At 71.9% G+C, this 14,864-nt stretch carries 16 protein-coding genes; 7 read left to right on the top strand and 9 right to left on the bottom strand.

Translation table 11 applies throughout. The annotated features are described in order from the left end of the window. Position 1: 1 nt before the first annotated feature. From SCAB_RS41060 to SCAB_RS41050, 3 genes are all read right to left on the bottom strand, one after another. On the bottom strand, positions 2–496 hold the full coding sequence (locus SCAB_RS41060; RefSeq protein ID WP_013005967.1) for a hypothetical protein: 495 nt from the start codon (positions 494–496) through the stop codon (positions 2–4). Positions 497–771: 275 nt separating this feature from the next. Next, complete coding sequence (locus tag SCAB_RS41055; protein WP_037728796.1) at positions 772–1,023, bottom strand: DUF397 domain-containing protein; 252 nt, start codon at positions 1,021–1,023, stop codon at positions 772–774. 2 nt (positions 1,024–1,025) lie between these two features. Next, entirely contained in the window at positions 1,026–1,847 is an 822-nt protein-coding gene (locus SCAB_RS41050; RefSeq protein ID WP_013005965.1) for a helix-turn-helix domain-containing protein, read from the bottom strand. 304 nt (positions 1,848–2,151) lie between these two features. Between SCAB_RS41050 and SCAB_RS41045 the strand changes: the two genes are divergently transcribed. Next, positions 2,152–3,573, top strand: a complete 1,422-nt coding sequence (locus tag SCAB_RS41045; RefSeq protein WP_013005964.1) for a tetratricopeptide repeat protein — start codon at positions 2,152–2,154, stop codon at positions 3,571–3,573. Positions 3,574–3,886: 313 nt separating this feature from the next. Continuing rightward, on the top strand, positions 3,887–4,453 hold the full coding sequence (locus tag SCAB_RS41040) for a DUF6624 domain-containing protein (RefSeq protein WP_106437474.1): 567 nt from the start codon (positions 3,887–3,889) through the stop codon (positions 4,451–4,453). Positions 4,454–4,575: 122 nt separating this feature from the next. On the opposite strand, the gene mraY is transcribed toward SCAB_RS41040, so the two are convergent. After that, entirely contained in the window at positions 4,576–5,643 is a 1,068-nt protein-coding gene (mraY, locus tag SCAB_RS41035) for a phospho-N-acetylmuramoyl-pentapeptide-transferase (protein WP_013005962.1), read from the bottom strand. Between the two features lie 368 nt (positions 5,644–6,011). Here mraY and SCAB_RS41030 point away from each other — a divergent pair, with 368 nt between their 5' ends. Further along, entirely contained in the window at positions 6,012–6,512 is a 501-nt protein-coding gene (locus SCAB_RS41030) for a hypothetical protein (RefSeq protein ID WP_041670190.1), read from the top strand. Between the two features lie 48 nt (positions 6,513–6,560). On the opposite strand, the gene SCAB_RS41025 is transcribed toward SCAB_RS41030, so the two are convergent. From SCAB_RS41025 to SCAB_RS41015, 3 genes are all read right to left on the bottom strand, one after another. Then, positions 6,561–7,529 (bottom strand): aldo/keto reductase, encoded by a 969-nt coding sequence (locus SCAB_RS41025; RefSeq protein ID WP_013005960.1) that lies wholly within the window; start codon positions 7,527–7,529, stop codon positions 6,561–6,563. Between the two features lie 77 nt (positions 7,530–7,606). Next, a complete protein-coding gene (locus tag SCAB_RS41020) occupies positions 7,607–8,914 on the bottom strand; it encodes an MFS transporter (RefSeq protein WP_086022915.1) in 1,308 nt (435 codons plus the stop codon). Positions 8,915–9,078: 164 nt separating this feature from the next. After that, positions 9,079–9,684 carry a LysE/ArgO family amino acid transporter gene (locus tag SCAB_RS41015; protein WP_013005958.1) on the bottom strand — a complete coding sequence of 202 codons (606 nt, stop codon included), beginning with the start codon at positions 9,682–9,684 and terminating at the stop codon, positions 9,079–9,081. Positions 9,685–9,763: 79 nt separating this feature from the next. Here SCAB_RS41015 and SCAB_RS41010 point away from each other — a divergent pair, with 79 nt between their 5' ends. Then, positions 9,764–10,672 (top strand): LysR family transcriptional regulator ArgP, encoded by a 909-nt coding sequence (locus SCAB_RS41010; RefSeq protein WP_013005957.1) that lies wholly within the window; start codon positions 9,764–9,766, stop codon positions 10,670–10,672. A gap of 6 nt (positions 10,673–10,678) precedes the next feature. Here SCAB_RS41010 and SCAB_RS41005 read toward each other — a convergent pair whose 3' ends face one another. Further along, on the bottom strand, positions 10,679–11,362 hold the full coding sequence (locus tag SCAB_RS41005) for an NUDIX domain-containing protein (RefSeq protein WP_013005956.1): 684 nt from the start codon (positions 11,360–11,362) through the stop codon (positions 10,679–10,681). A 103-nt stretch (positions 11,363–11,465) separates the two neighbouring features. Between SCAB_RS41005 and SCAB_RS41000 the strand changes: the two genes are divergently transcribed. Then, positions 11,466–12,143 carry an AIM24 family protein gene (locus SCAB_RS41000; RefSeq protein WP_013005955.1) on the top strand — a complete coding sequence of 226 codons (678 nt, stop codon included), beginning with the start codon at positions 11,466–11,468 and terminating at the stop codon, positions 12,141–12,143. Between the two features lie 97 nt (positions 12,144–12,240). After that, positions 12,241–12,867: an alpha-ketoglutarate-dependent dioxygenase AlkB gene (locus tag SCAB_RS40995; protein WP_013005954.1), complete on the top strand. Its 627-nt coding sequence runs from the start codon at positions 12,241–12,243 to the stop codon at positions 12,865–12,867. A 32-nt stretch (positions 12,868–12,899) separates the two neighbouring features. Here the strand turns inward: SCAB_RS40995 and SCAB_RS40990 are convergent, their stop codons facing one another. After that, positions 12,900–14,117, bottom strand: coding sequence for an FAD-dependent monooxygenase (locus SCAB_RS40990; RefSeq protein ID WP_013005953.1), 1,218 nt, complete (start codon positions 14,115–14,117; stop codon positions 12,900–12,902). 337 nt (positions 14,118–14,454) lie between these two features. On the opposite strand from SCAB_RS40990, the gene melC1 reads away from it, so the two are divergent. Continuing rightward, positions 14,455–14,817 (top strand): apotyrosinase chaperone MelC1, encoded by a 363-nt coding sequence (gene melC1, locus SCAB_RS40985; RefSeq protein ID WP_013005952.1) that lies wholly within the window; start codon positions 14,455–14,457, stop codon positions 14,815–14,817. Positions 14,818–14,864: the final 47 nt, after the last annotated feature.

Genomic DNA, 14,864 nt, shown 5'->3' with positions numbered 1-14,864 from the left:
GTCAACCTATCGTCAACTGTCCGGCGTTTTGCGAGAGTTGGGACGAACGAGCAGCGGGTGCACGGATGGGACCGCCCGGCTCGCCGGTGTCGAGGGTGACCACGGGTACGTGCTGGGCGAGGGTGCGGAAGACCCGGGCGTAGGCGGTGGCGGCCTCCGTGTCCTCGGCCGTGGTCAGGTGGAGCATGGCGCCGTCGCGTTCGGCCACGGCGTCCGCGAGGTCCAGGGCCTGCATCCAGGTCACCCGGGAGCGGCCCCGGCGCAGAGGTCCGTGCACGAGTTCCGCGATGAGGTTCCCGTCGACGGCCAGCCGGCCGGGCCCGTCGAGGAGTTCGCGGTACGGCAGGGCCGGGTCCAGGTGGTGCAGGGCGGGCGGCATGCGCCGGACCTCGAAGCCGAGATCCGCCAGCGCGCCGACGAGACGGTCCCGGCCTGGTCCGACGTGCCCCTCGACGACGAGGGTCCGGTACCGGGTGAGCGCGGACGGCGGGATCATCCCCGCCCCGCCCCGGCGGCCTGCGGGGTTCGGCCGGGAACACGCGTCGGCACGACCATGCCGCTCCCTTCGGGTGGTGCGCGGCGGGCATCGCCCTCACGATCCCGTGCGCGGCCTGGCGAGCCCTCAGTCTGGCCACGACCGGCGGACGGGGGCAGTGCGCGCACGGGTTGTCCGGTTGTGAACCCGTAGTGCCCGCACGCCCCCGGCGGCGGAGCGAAGAACGGGCCACCCCGCCCGTGGGCCGGGAGCCGATGAGCGGAGACCGTCAGGCGTCAGGCGATGAGGAAATCGGCTTCGCCGGCCTTGGCGCCCTTCAGGAACGCCGTCATCTCCTCCCGGGTGTAGACGAGGGCGGGGCCGTCCGGGTCGGTGGACTGGCGGAAGGCCACGCGGCCGTCGGGGAGGCGCTTGGCCTCGACGCAGGAACCGCCGTTCGTGCCGCTCCAGGGCTTGCGCCAGCCCTCGACGCCGAGTTCGGGAGCGGGCATACCGCTGTGGACGGGACTGTCGGGTGTCGTTGCCATGGTCACAACTCCTTGCGTAGTTCCGCCAGGATGTCCCTGGTCCGTGCGACCGGTTCCGCCTGCACGGACATCCGGTCCAGTACCTCCAGATAGGTCACGACGTCCGCGGGCTGGTCGACGTACTGGGCGCCCGCGAGGCCCTCGGTGTAGACGATGTCGGGGAGTTCGGAGAAGCCGAAGCGGAAGTAGTGGAAGGGGCCGAACGCCCCCGGGTGGGGTCCTGCCGCGAAGCGCATGATCTGGATCCGGACCTTGGGGCGGTCCGTCGCCTCGACGAGTCGGTCGATCTGGGCCCGCATCACCTCGGGGCCGCCCACCGGCCGGCGCAGCACGGTCTCGTCGAGGACGGCCCAGACGGCCGGCGCCTCCGGTTTGGCCAGCAGGTCCTGGCGTCTGAGGCGCAGGGCGACCCGGCGGTCGACGTCCTCGGGGCTCGCGTTCGGGAAGCCGACCCGCATCAGCGCGGCGGCGTAGTCGTGGGTCTGCAGCAGACCGGGGACGTACTGGGGTTCGTAGAGACGGATGACGGCGGCTTCGCTCTCCAGGCTCACGTACGCGCTGAACCACTCCGGCAGCACGTCACGGAACTTGTGCCACCAGCCGGGCTGGTTGGCCTCGCGGGCGAGGGCGAGGAAGCCCTCGATCTCGCCGCCCGGGACCCCGTAGGTGCGCAGCAGCTCCTTCACGTAGGGGATACGGAGACCGACCTCGGCCTTCTCCATGCGGCGGACCGTCAGCGCGGTGACCTCGATGGCGCGGGCGGCGTCGTCGAAGGAGACTCCGGCCTGCTCCCGCAACTGGCGGAGCCGCTTGCCGAGGACCATGCGCAGGACAGTGGGCGCCGCGGGAGCGCTCCCTCCGACGCGGGTCTCGCTCACGTGCAACCTCCCGGGGCGGGATTCACAGCGTGCAGTGTGCCACGCGATCCGTTGACACGGACAGGTCTTCGCGGTTCATTCTGAAATTATCAGAACGCAGGTTGCGAGCTGTGTTGTTCGGCCACCATAGTGACCGAGTGACCTGCCGCACACACACCGGCAGCGTCCTCGAACTCCTCCGGCCCGCCCAGGAGTTGGCGCCACGGCGGGCACGGGTCGAACCGCGCGCCGACTCGATGCGACAACCTGGATGGCCGCCGTGACGAACGGATCACACGGATTACCGAGGAACCCGGCCAAAGCGGCCGGCGGGCCCAACAAGCCGCTGGCGGCGGCCCTGAAGGAGGCCGGCTGCTCGTACGCCTCCCTCGCGCTCCGGGTCAACGACCTGGGCCGCTGTCAGGGCGCGGACACCAACTACGACAAGGCGTCCGTCACCCGCTGGCTCCAGGGCCAGCAACCACGGGGCACCACACCGGAGTTGATCGCGGCGGTCCTCGGCGAGCGGCTGGGCCGCGCGCTCACCCCGGCCGACCTCGGCTTCCCGCTCGACCGGGGACGGCCGGTGACGGGGCGGGCGCTGCTCTACACCGAGAACGTGGCGGAGACCCTGCACACCCTGGCGGAGCTGGGCTCCACCGACGTCTCCCGGCGCAGCCTGCTGGGCTCGGTGCCCTTCGTGCCGGGAGCCCTGGCGAACCCCCAGCGGGCCTGGCTGCTGTGGCTGGTGGAGAGCCGTGACACCCCGAGGCTCGCACCGGTGTCGGGCGGCGGTCCGGTGGAACAGGTCCACGCGATGCTCCGCATGTTCGACGAGATGGACAACCAGTACGGGGGCGGCGGCATCCGCACCAGCGTCGTGCAGTACCTCACCACCGAGGTCGTCCCGCTGCTCCAGCAGCGCGGTCTGCCGCCGCACCACCGGCGCGAGCTGTTCGCCGCCGCCGCCCGGCTGGCCGCGATGGCCGGCTGGAGCTCGTACGACGCCGGGGAGTACGGCCTGGCCCAGCGGTACATGACGCAGGGACTCAGGCTCTGCGCGGAGGGCCGCGACCATGTGCTCGGCGGACAGATCCTGGCGGGGCTGTCCCATCTGGCGACCAGCCTGGGCCGCCCCGACGAGGGTGTGGCCCTGGCCCGGGCCGGGGTGGCCACCGCCAAGGACTCCGGCAGCCCGCTCGGCCTGATGCGCCTGCACGCCATGTCCGCTCGCGGACACGCCGCGCAGGGCCGCCCCCGCGAGACCGCCGAGGCGTTGCGCGCCGCCGAGAAGCAGCTGGACGCCAGCCGGGGCGCCGCCCAGGAGTCGCCCTGGGTGCGGTTCCTCGACCACCACTACCTCCAGGCCGAGTCCGCCGTCTGCTTCCGCGACCTGGGCCTCGCCGCGCAGGCCGAGCACACGGCCGGCGAGTCGGTGCGTGCCCACGCGGACCGCCGCCGGCGTCAGGCCATCAGCCGGTCCGTCCTCGCGACGGCCCACCTCCAGCAGAACCGCCTGGACGAGGCGATCGCCACCGCCACCGTCGCGCTCGAAGCGCTCGGCGGTGTGCACAGCGAACGGTCCATCCAGGCCCTCCGCGACTTCCGGGGCCGGCTGGCGTCCCGCCGCGACGAACCTCTCGTACAGGACTTCGAACGCCGGTCGCGTGTGGTGCTGGGGGCGGCGGCTTGAGGCGCGCGAGCCACTACCCGCCCGCACCCGCACACCCCCTCCACCACCTGGCTTTTCCCGCGCTCGGTGCTGTTGTCTGCGACAACAGCACCGGCGGCACGAGGAGACGGAGAGAGACGATGACGGCAGTCAGGGCCGGCGTGCCCCGGCCGACGGATCCCCGCCGCGGCAGCACCCGCCCCCGGCCGGAGCTCGAAGGACACACGGTACGGCGGGGCGGGACGCCCGACGGACACGGTGAGGCGGCCTTGATGGCCCGCGAGGCGCGGCTCCCGTCAGCCGTCCGGGAGCCGGTATGAGGGGCGCCCCGGCCATGGACCCCACGTCCGAATCCTCGTCCGGACGCGCGTCCGGCGCGGCGCCACCGCCGCGCGGGCGGGTGCTCGCCGCCGAGCTGGTCCGCAGGGCCGAGGACGGACGGCGGCTGGCCGACGAGGCCCGGTCCGCGCCCACCGCGCGGGCCCGCGACCGCATCGCCGAGTGCCACGCCGGCAACGGTGACGCCCTCCGCGCGATCGTCACCCGCCACGGCTGGCCCACCGCCGACTCGGTCGGTGAAACCGCCTCCACCGCGGCCCTGATGCTCCTGCTGCACGCGCCGGATCTGGGTTTCCAGCTCAGCTGCCGCGATCTGATCGCCGAGGCGGTCGCGGACGGCCGCTGCCCGGCCGTCCACCACGCCTACATCGCCGACCACTGCGCGGTCGCCCTGAGCCAGCCCCAGTTCTACGGCACCCGCATCAATCCCGGCACGCTCTTCCCGTACCCCATCCGCCACCCCGAGACGGTCGACGAACGCCGCCACGACGTCGGTCTCGGCCCGCTGGCCGAACACCTGCGGGCGGTGCGGTACGGACTGGGGGCGAGCGGCGGACTGTAGGGACCAGGGGCGGTCGAGGTGCGTGCCACGGGCGAGTTCGTCGGATTCGCCGGCGGCCCGGGTCTCCTGGCCCGCGGGGTCGGGGGCGCCGACGGACGCCCCGGACCCGTCGCCCGGCCCTCTCAGCCCGCGGCCCACGCCGTGTAGAACAGGCCGAGCCCGGCGATCACACAGATGCCCTGGATGGTCCAGAAACGGACCACGACCAGGACCTCGGACCAGCCCTTGAGTTCGAAGTGGTGCTGGAGCGGGGCCATCCGGAAGACCCGCTTGCCGGTCAGCTTGAACGAACCGACCTGGATGACCACCGAGAAGGTGATCAGGACGAACAGTCCGCCGAGGACGGCGAGCAGCAGTTCGGTGCGGGAGCAGATCGCGAGACCGGCGAGCGCGCCGCCGAGGGCGAGGGAGCCGGTGTCCCCCATGAAGATCTTGGCCGGCGAGGTGTTCCACCACAGGAACCCGAAGCAGGCGCCCATCAGCGCGGCCGCGACGACGGCGAGGTCGAGCGGATCGCGCACCTCTATGCAGGAGGCGGGATCGGTGAGTTCCATGGCGTTGGCGCAGGAGTTCTGGAACTGCCACAGGCCTATGAAGGTGTAGCCGCCGAAGACCATCACCGACGCCCCGGTGGCCAGACCGTCCAGCCCGTCGGTCAGGTTCACCCCGTTCGACATGGCCAGGATCATGAACAGAGCCCATACGACGAACAGCACCGGCCCGATCGTCCAGCCGAAGTCGGTGACGAACGACACCTTCAGGGAGGCCGGCGTCTGGCCCCGCTCGTCCGCGAACCGGATGGCGAGCAGGGCGAACACGATGCCCACGATCAGCTGACCGGCCATCTTCGCCCCGGCCCGCAGTCCCAGCGAACGCCGCTTCACGATCTTGATGTAGTCGTCGAGGAACCCGACCAGGCCCATGCCCCCCATCAGGAACAGCACCAGGAAACCGGGGTACGTCGGGCTCTCCCCGGTGATCACCTTGGTCGCGCCATAGGCGACGAGGGTGGCCAGGATGAAGGCGATACCGCCCATCGTGGGGGTGCCGCGCTTGCCGGCGTGGCCGCGCGGGCCGTCGTCACGGATGTACTGCCCGTACCCCTTCCGGGCCAGCAGCTTGATCAGCAGCGGTGTGCCGATCAGCGTCAGGAACAGGCCGATGGCCCCGGCAAACAGGATCTGGTTCATCGGACGGCGGTCTCCCCCTCGGTCGCGCTCTGGTACGCGACGGCCTCACCGGTGTCGCTGGTTCTCACGGGCCCCACCCTATGCAGACACCTGATCTTCGTACGGCGGCGGGTAGTTGACGACGGAACGGGGGTGGTCCGGCGGCTTCGTACACGGCAGTCTCCCCGGTCGCTCCGGCCGGGAGGGCCGCTCCCCGGTCACTCGAAACGGTGCTCGCGGCGCGGCCGGTCCATCAGCCGCTGCCCAGGTCCCGCTGCGGTGCGCGCCCGCCGTCCGGGCGCCGGCCGAGCCGCCGGCACGGTACGCGCCACCCCTCCCCCACCGGGCCCCCGCTCCGCCCGCCGCCCCGGGCTGAGACACTGCACGTCATGGCCACCTTCACTCCCGCGCGTGCCCTGCTCATGCTCACCACCGGGCTGACCTGTCTGCTGATGGCGGTCGGCGCCCTCATAGGCGCGCTGATCGGCGGCGGTCCCGTCGCCCTGGGGGCGGCCGTGTGCGCCGGGCTCGTCGGCATGGTGGGCTCGCTCATCGTGCGGCGTCGGGCCATGGCCCACTTCGCCCTGGCCCAGCGGCAGGCCGGGCAGCGGGGCTACGCCGAGGGCATCGCGCACGGCGTGCTCATCCATGTCACCGCCTACGAGGCCGCCGTCTTCCCCCGTACCGGGCCGCACGGCGTCAGCTCCGAGGAGCGCGAGGCCCGCCGTACCATCGCCTACCGCATGGCCGCCCTGGACGAGGTGCCGCAGCGGGTCCGGGTGGCCGCCGCGGACGCCCTCGCCCTGCTGGACCGGACCGACCGTGAGGGCGCCGAGGAGGCCCTGGCCCGCCTCGCCACCACCGTGCGTCTGGAGTACGCCCGGCTGTGAGACCCGTACGGCGGGCGCCCGCCTCTCACGAGCCGGGCGCCGCGCGGCTCAGTGGCCGCTGATCGCGCGGGGCGTGTAGGGCCGCTCCAGTTCCTCGGTCTCCTTCTCCGTCAGGGTGACGTCGAGCGCGGCGACGGCGTCGTCGAGGTGGTGCGGCCGGGTCGCGCCGACGATGGGCGCCGTCACGGTGGGACGGCTCAGCAGCCACGCGAGGGCGACCCGGGCGCGGGGCACCTCGCGCTCCCCGGCGATCCGGGTGACGGCGTCCACGATCTCGCGGTCGCCCTCCTGGTAGAGGGTCTTGCCGAAATTGTCGCTCTCGGCACGTGCGGTGACGGTGTCCCAGTCACGGGTGAGCCGGCCGCGGGCGAGCGGGCTCCAGGGCAGGGTGGCGACGGCCTGGTCCTCGCACAGCGGCAGCATCTCGCGCTCCTCCTCGCGGTAGAGGAGGTTGTAGTGGTTCTGCATGGACACGAACCGCGTCCAGCCGTGCAGGCGCGCGGTGTGCTGCATCTTCGCGAACTGCCAGGCGTACATCGAACTGGCCCCGATGTAGCGGGCCTTGCCAGCCTTCACGACGTCGTGCAGCGCCTCCATGGTCTCCTCCACCGGGGTGCGCGCGTCGAAACGGTGGATCTGGTAGAGGTCCACGTAGTCGGTGCCGAGGCGCCGCAGGCTGGCGTCGATCTCCGTCATGATCGCCTTGCGGGACAGGCCCAGGGCGTTGGGGCCCTGGTGCATGGCGCCGTTCACCTTGGTCGCGAGGACGATCTCCTCGCGCCGCGCGAACTCCGCCAGCGCCCGGCCGACGATCTCCTCGCTGGTGCCGTCGGAGTAGACGTTCGCCGTGTCGAAGAAGTTGATCCCGGCGTCCAGCGCCCGCCGGATCAGCGGGCGCGACGCCTCCTCGTCCAGGGTCCACTCGTGGGGGCCACGGTCGGGAAGCCCGAAACTCATGCATCCCACGCAGATCCGGGACACGTCCAGACCGGTCGAGCCGAGCTTCACGTACTGCATCGTTGCGACTCCTGCCTGTGGGGTGTGCGGCTGCCCAGCGTACGGAACGACACCGGATGGACGGGTGTGCCGTTCGGTCAGATCCGGTAGCGCCTCAGGGCCGGTGTCGCGGTCGCCAGGAGCAGCATCGAGGCGATGACGAGCAGGCCGCCGCCGACCACGGCCGTACGGGCGCCGAAGGCCGCGCCGGCCGTGCCGTGCAGGACGTCGGCGAGGCGGGGGCCGCCGGCGACGACCACGGTGAAGACGCCCTGCATCCGGCCGCGCATCTCGTCGGTGGCGGCGGACAGCAGGATGGCACCGCGGAAGATCATGGAGACCATGTCGGCGACCCCCGCGGCGGCGAGGAACAGCACCGCGAACCAGAGACTGGTGCTGAGTCCGAAGCCCGTGACGGCCGCGCCCCAGGCCATGACGGCCGCGATGACCATGAGTCCGTGCCGGTGGGAGCGGGAGAAGGTGCCCGACAGCAGACCGCCGACCACCGCGCCGACAGGGACGGCGGCGAACAGCAGGCCGAGCGCGAGACCTTCGCCGTAGGGCGCGTACGTGGTGTCGGCGAGCTGGGGGAAGAGAGCACGGGGCATGCCGAGGACCATCGCGATGATGTCGGCCAGGAAGGACAGCAGGAGCACCTTGTGCAGGGCGATGTAGCGGAAGCCCGCGACGACCTCCCGCCAGCCGGCGCGGCGGGTCGTCGTGGTGTCCAGCGGAGGCAGGGAGGGCAGCCTGTGGACCGCCCAGAGGGTGACGCACAGCGCCAGCGCGTCGATCAGGTACAACTCGGCCAGACCGATGACCGGGATGAGGGCGCCGGCCAGCAACGGGCCCGCCACCAGACCCAGTTGCATCACGGTCGAGCCGAGCGCGGCGGCCGCCGCCAGTTCGTCGGCGGGGACCAGTCGGGCCACGGAGGCGTTGCGGGCGGGTGAGTTGAGGCCGAAGAACGCCTGTTGGAGGGCGAGCAGGGCCATCAGCGCCCACACCGATTCCAGCCCGGTGACGGCCTGCACCCAGAACAGCACCGAGGTGACGGCGATGCCGGTGTTGGTGACGAGCAGCAGGGTGCGGCGGTCCACGCTGTCGGCTACCGCGCCGCCCCACAGGGCGAACACCACCAGGGGCAACAGTCCGGCGAGGCTCGCCCAGCCGACCCAGGCGGAGGAGCCGGTGATGTCGTAGATCTGCTTGGGTACGGCGACGGCGGTCAGCTGGCTGCCGACGGCCGTCACGATGGTGGAGGACCACAGGCGCCGGTAGGCGGGGCGGCGCAGGGGGCGGGTGTCCATCGCCCAGCGGCGCCGGCCCCGGCGGGGCGGTGCCGGGGTGTCGTCCTCCGGTGCGGTGTCGTCGCCGGCGCTGCTCTGGGTGGTGTCCACGGGCATCCTGATGCTCGATACATCTTTCGATTCGGGCACCACTATCGCGGAGATCACCGCCGCCGGGACAGGCCGTCGGACGGCCGTCTCACATGCTGTCGCCCCTGTGCCCCGCCGGGAAGGAGTCCTGTGCCACGTCGGGGCCGGTCCCCATGCCCCGCCGAGGAGAATCACGCCCCGGCGATCAGCATCCCGCCGAGCGCGAGCATCGTCACCGCGACCAGGCCGTCGAGGACCCGCCAGGCCGACGGGCGGGCCAGGAAACGGCCGAGCAGGCGGGCGCCGAAGCCGAGCGCGGCGAACCAGCAGAGGCTGGCGAGGCCGGCGCCGAGGCCGAAGGTCCAGCGCAGCGGGCCGCGGTCGGAGGCGATGGAGCCGAGCAGGAACACGGTGTCGAGGTAGACGTGGGGGTTGAGCCAGGTCAGGGCCAGGCAGGTCAGGACGGCCCGCCGCCGCGAGCCCGCCGACCCGCTGTCCGCGCGCAGGGCGTCGTCGCCCGGCCACAGGACGCGGCGGGCGGCCAGGGCACCGTAGACCAGGAGGAAGCCGCCGCCGACCAGGGCGACTGCCTTCAGGGCGCCGGGCCAGGCGACGACGACCGCGCCGACCCCGGCGACGCCGAGGGCGATGAGCACCGCGTCGGAGAGGGCGCAGATGGCCACGACGGGGAGCACGGCGTCGCGGTGCAGTCCCTGGCGCAGGACGAAGGCGTTCTGGGCGCCGATGGCGACGATGAGGGAGAGGCCGGTGCCGAATCCGGCCGCGAGGGCGGTCATTTCGCTGAACACACCCTTGACGCTAGGAAACGCACCACCCATGCGTACAGCTAAAGATTCTTACGTATCATTAGCGTTCGTGATGTCCCAGCTTCCGGTCGACCTGGTGCGCACCCTCCTCACGGTGGTGGACGAGGGTACGTTCGACGCGGCGGCCGCCGCCCTGCACGTGACGCCGTCGGCGGTCAGCCAGCGGGTCAAGGCCCTGGAGCAGCGGGTCGGCCGGGTCCTGCTGGTCCGCGCCAAGCCGGTGCGGACGACCGAGTCCGGTGAGGTGATCGTCCGGTTCGCGCGCCAGCTGGCCCGCCTCGAACACGACGCGCACACCGCGCTCGGCACGACCGGCGCCGGCGAGACCACACGGGTGTCCATCGCGGTGAACGCCGACTCGCTGGCCACCTGGTTCCTGCCCGCCCTCACCCGCGTGCCGGAGGAACTGCGCCCCTGCTACGAACTGCTGCGCGAGGACGAGCAGCACACGGCCCGGCTGCTGCGCGAGGGCCTGGTGACGGCCGCGGTCACCTCGGCTCCGGACGCCGTGGCCGGGTGCTCGGTCCGGCCGCTCGGCCGGATGCGGTACCTGCCGTGCGCCTCGCCGGGCTTCGCCGAGCGATGGCTCGGCGCCGGATCCGAGGTGCCGCTCGGGGACGTGATCACGGACGCGCCGGTCGTGTTCTTCGACCGGCGCGACGACTTCCAGAACGTCTTCGTCCGCCGGCTGACGCACGGCCGCCCGGCCGGGGGGCGCCGGCACTACGTGCCGACGTCCGAGGGTTTCGCCGACGCCGTGGCCGCCGGGATGGGCTGGGGCATGGTGCCCGCCGCGCAGGCCGAGCCGTTGCTCGCCGCCGGACGGCTCGTCGACCTGGCGCCGGAGCGGCCCGTGGACACCCCGCTGTTCTGGCAGCAGTGGAAGCTCGACTCGCCCACGCTGACGGCCGTCGCGGACGCGGTCGCCGCGGAGGCCGCCGAGGCGCTCGACCCGTGAGGCCCCCTACGCCCCGCCTCCGGCGGCGAACGGCCCTTCCAGCGCCGCCCACTGCAGCAGCATGATGGTCTTGGCGTCGGCGATCTCGCCGCTGCGGATCATCTCCAGGGCCCTGCGGAAGGGCAGTTCGACGAGTTCGATGTCCTCGCCCTCCTCGTCGAGGCCCCCACCTTCGTGGGTGCGGGTCGACGGGCCGTACGAGGCGGCGTAGAAGCTCACGCGTTCGGTCACCGAGCCGGGGCTCATGTAGATGTCGAAGACGTGCCGGACCTCGCCGATGGTGTGGCCGGTCTCCTCGATCACCTCACGGCGTACGGCGACCTCGGGGTGCTCGTCCTCCTCGTCCAGCAGACCGCCGGGGGTCTCGATCAGCATGCCGTCGGGGTGCCCGTTGACGTACACCGGGTAGCGGAACTGCCGGGTGAGCAGGACGGTTTCGCGCTCGGTGTCGTAGAGGAGGACGGTGGCGCCGTTGCCCCGGTCGTGCGTCTCGCGCTCCTGGGTGCTCCAGGTGCCGTCGGCGCGCTGGAAGTCGAAGGTGGTGGTGCGCTCCACGTACCAGTGGCTGGACAGCAGTCGCACGTCCCGGACCTTCACGCGCGGGTTGCCGGTCAGGTCACGGCCGGTGCGGTCGAGTCCGGTGCGGCCCCGGCGGTCCGGGAGGTCGACACCGGCGGTCTTGTCGGTCATGTGTCCGCTTCTACCACCCCGGTCGCGGCGTTGTCAGGCTCCTCAATTCGCGTGCCCCGCGCGTCGCTTGGCGGAATCGGACACTCCGGGACAGCATGCCGGTATGAAGAGTGATCTTTTCTCCCACGAGAACATGGTGCAGCCGGCCCACGCGCCCGGGATGACCGTCCAGAACGCCAAGTCCATCAAGTACGCGGTCAACGGCGAGATGCTCGCCCGGCAGGGCGCGATGATCGCCTTCCGGGGGAACCTGCAGTTCGAACGCAAGGGCCAGGGCGTGGGCGGCATGCTCAAGCGCGCGGTCACCGGGGAGGGGCTGCCGCTGATGGCGGTGCGCGGCCAGGGCGAGGCATGGTTCGCGCACGAGGCGCAGAACTGTTTCATCGTCGACGTCGAGCCGGGTGATGTGTTCACCGTCAACGGCCGCAACGTGCTCTGCTTCGACGCCTCGCTGTCCTACGAGATCAAGACCGTGAAGGGCGCCGGCATGACCGGCGGCGGTCTGTTCAACAGCGTGTTCACCGGGCAGGGCAGGCTCGGGCTGGTGTGTGACGGCAATCCGCTGGTCATCCCCGTCTCCCCGCAGCTGCCCGTGTTCGTCGACACGGACGCGGTGGTGGGCTGGACGGCGCATCTGAACACCTCGCTGCACCGCTCGCAGTCCTTCGGCTCGATGATCCGGGGCGGCTCCGGTGAGGCCGTGCAGCTGAAGCTGGAGGGCGAGGGCTTCGTGGTCGTACGGCCGAGCGAGGTGACGCAGCAGAAGGCCCAGCAGCACTGACCGTGCGGCGAACGAGGGAGCCCCTCGCGCGACCGGGCCTCGACGGACCCGGCACATCTAGCGAACATTCTTTCGAATCCGGGAGTACGCTGGCCGTATGGCCACGCACCTCCAGGGCTCCCTCTTCGACCAGTCCGACGACCTCCGCCTCGGCCCTCTCGACGGGCTGCGCCGACGCGAGCTGGGCGCCGGGGCCTGGATCGACCTGTTGCCCGGCTGGGTCACCGGCGCCGACGCCCTCTTCACCCGGCTCGCCGAGGAGGTGCCCTGGAAGGCGGAGCGGCGGCAGATGTACGAGCAGGTGGTGGACGTGCCCCGGCTGCTCGCTCATTTCGGCGCAGAGGACCCCCTTCCGCACCCCGTCCTGGACGAGGCCCGGGCGGCGCTGTCCGCGCACTACGGTTCCGAGCTGGGCGAACCGTTCGCCACGGCGGGGCTGTGCTTCTACCGCGACGGCCGCGACAGCGTGGCCTGGCACGGTGACCGGATCGGGCGGGGCGCCCGGGAGGACACGATGGTGGCCATCCTGTCCGTGGGCGACCCCCGCGACCTCGCCCTGCGGCCGCACGGAGGCGGTCGGACCCTGCGGTTTCCGCAGGGGCACGGCGACCTGATCGTGATGGGCGGCTCCTGCCAGCGGACCTGGGACCACGCGGTCCCGAAGTCGACACGGGCGGTCGGGCCGCGCATCAGCATCCAGTTCCGGCCCCAGGGCGTGCGCTAGCCGGGGCGCGTGCACCTGCCGGCCCGCGTGCGCTACGACCGGTCGGCGTCGGCCAGGGCCCGTGCCTGCGAGGACCGGGCCAGCCTCGGGCCCAGCCAGCGCTTGAGGCGGCGCAGGGCCTCCAGACGGCCGGCCGCGCGGTCGAGACGGTAATAGAGCTGCGGCGGCACGTAGGGCAGCAGCGGGGAGTGCCGCTGGCCGAGCAGCGCGAACATCTGTTCCGGGGGCAGGTCGATGTACCGGTGGATGTTCTCGTACCACTGCGCGCTGTGGCGGGCCGCGCTCTGCAGACGCAGCAGCTCCGACTTGCGCCGCCCCTCGTAGGCGGCGAGTGCCGCCTCCGTGTCCGGGTGGGCGCCGAGGGACTCGGCCAGACAGATCGCGTCCTCCAGGGCCAGGGTGGTGCCGGCGCCGATGGAGTAGTGGGTGGTGTGGGCGGCGTCGCCCAGCAGGACGACGTTGCCGTGGTGCCAGGCACGGTTGGTCAGCGTGCGGAAGGTGAGCCACTGGGCGGTGCCGTCGTCCTGGGCCCGCCCGAGGAGGGGGTGTCCGTCCAGGATGCCGGCGAAGAGCTTCTCCAGCAGGGCCAGCCCTTCGGCCTCGCCGAGGCGGTCCAGGCCCAGGCCGCTGAGCGTCCGGGGGGAGCACTCGATGACGCAGGTGCTCTGCTCGTCGCTGAACGGATAGGCGTAGGCCCAGATCCACCCGTGGTCGGTCTCCTGGAAGGAGAAGGTGAAGGCGTCGTGGACCTTGCTGGTGCCCAGCCAGATGTAGGCGTTGCGGCCGAGCGTGATGTCACTGCCGAAGCGGTCGGCGTACCGCTCGCGCACGGTGCTGTTGACCCCGTCGCCCGCGACGACGAGATCGGCGTCCGGCAGATCGTCGGCCGTGATGCCGTCCTCGTACGCGACGCGGACGCCCAGTTCCCGCGCCCGTTCGGCGAGCAGCTCCAGCATGCGGCGCCGGCCGATGCCGAAGCCCCGGTCCCCGGGCTGGACCGTCGTACGGTCGCGGACATGGGCGACGCCGCGGTTCCAGGTGACGGAGTTCTCGCTGATGGCCCGGGCCGTCTCGGGATCCTTCTCGCGGAGCTTGTCCAGCAGCTCGGCCCAGTAGGTGACGCCCCAGCCGTAGGTCGATCCCGCCGGGTTCCGTTCATGGACGGTGATGTCGTGGGACGGGTCCTGCCGCTTCATCAGGATCGAGAAGTACAGGCCTGCGGGTCCGCCGCCGACGCACGCGATCTTCACGCACACTCCCATTTCGCTGCGCAAAGCGATCAATTGACCACGAAGAGTAGCAGTGCGGAGGCGGCCCGGATTCGCGTCACTTTGCGCGCGTGACAGCGGTCACCCGATCCACGCACCCTCCGCAAGATCATCGGCCACACCCCGCACCTCGGGCGGAATCTCTCCCTCCACCCGTGCGCGAAGATCCACGACAGCAAGATCATCTTTGTTCAACCTTGCACGACATATACGTGATTGTCCTGATCGCAGCCAACCGGCTTCCGGGGATTTCCCCCGTTCCCCACCTGATCGATAGGCATGACGGGTCATCAATCACCCCTTGTCAGAAGGTTCTCGCATGCCCGACATCACCCGCCGCCACGCCCTCGGGGCGGCGGCCGCCCTCGCCGCGACCGTCGGCGCCCCGCTCACCGCCGCCGCGGACGAGGGCCACGCCCACCAGGGCCACCAGGGCCCTTCCGCCTTCGACGAGGTGTACCGGGGCCGCCGCATACAGGGCCGCGCGGCCGACGGCGGCGGTCACCATCACGGCGCCGGGTTCGCCGTGTTCGTCGACGGGGCCGAGCTGCACGTCATGCGCAACGCCGACGGCAGCTGGATCAGCGTCGTCAGCCACTACTCCCCCGTGCCGACCCCGCGTGCCGCCGCCCGCGCCGCGGTCGACGAACTCCAGGGCGCCCGTCTCGTCCCGTTCGCCTGACCAGCCCCCGCAGCACCGGAACCACCCGAACCACCGCAAGGAGCCGC

Origin of the sequence: Streptomyces scabiei 87.22, assembly GCF_000091305.1 — a bacterium.
GTDB lineage: Bacteria > Actinomycetota > Actinomycetes > Streptomycetales > Streptomycetaceae > Streptomyces > Streptomyces scabiei.
This window is presented reverse-complemented; position numbering and strand designations above follow the sequence as displayed.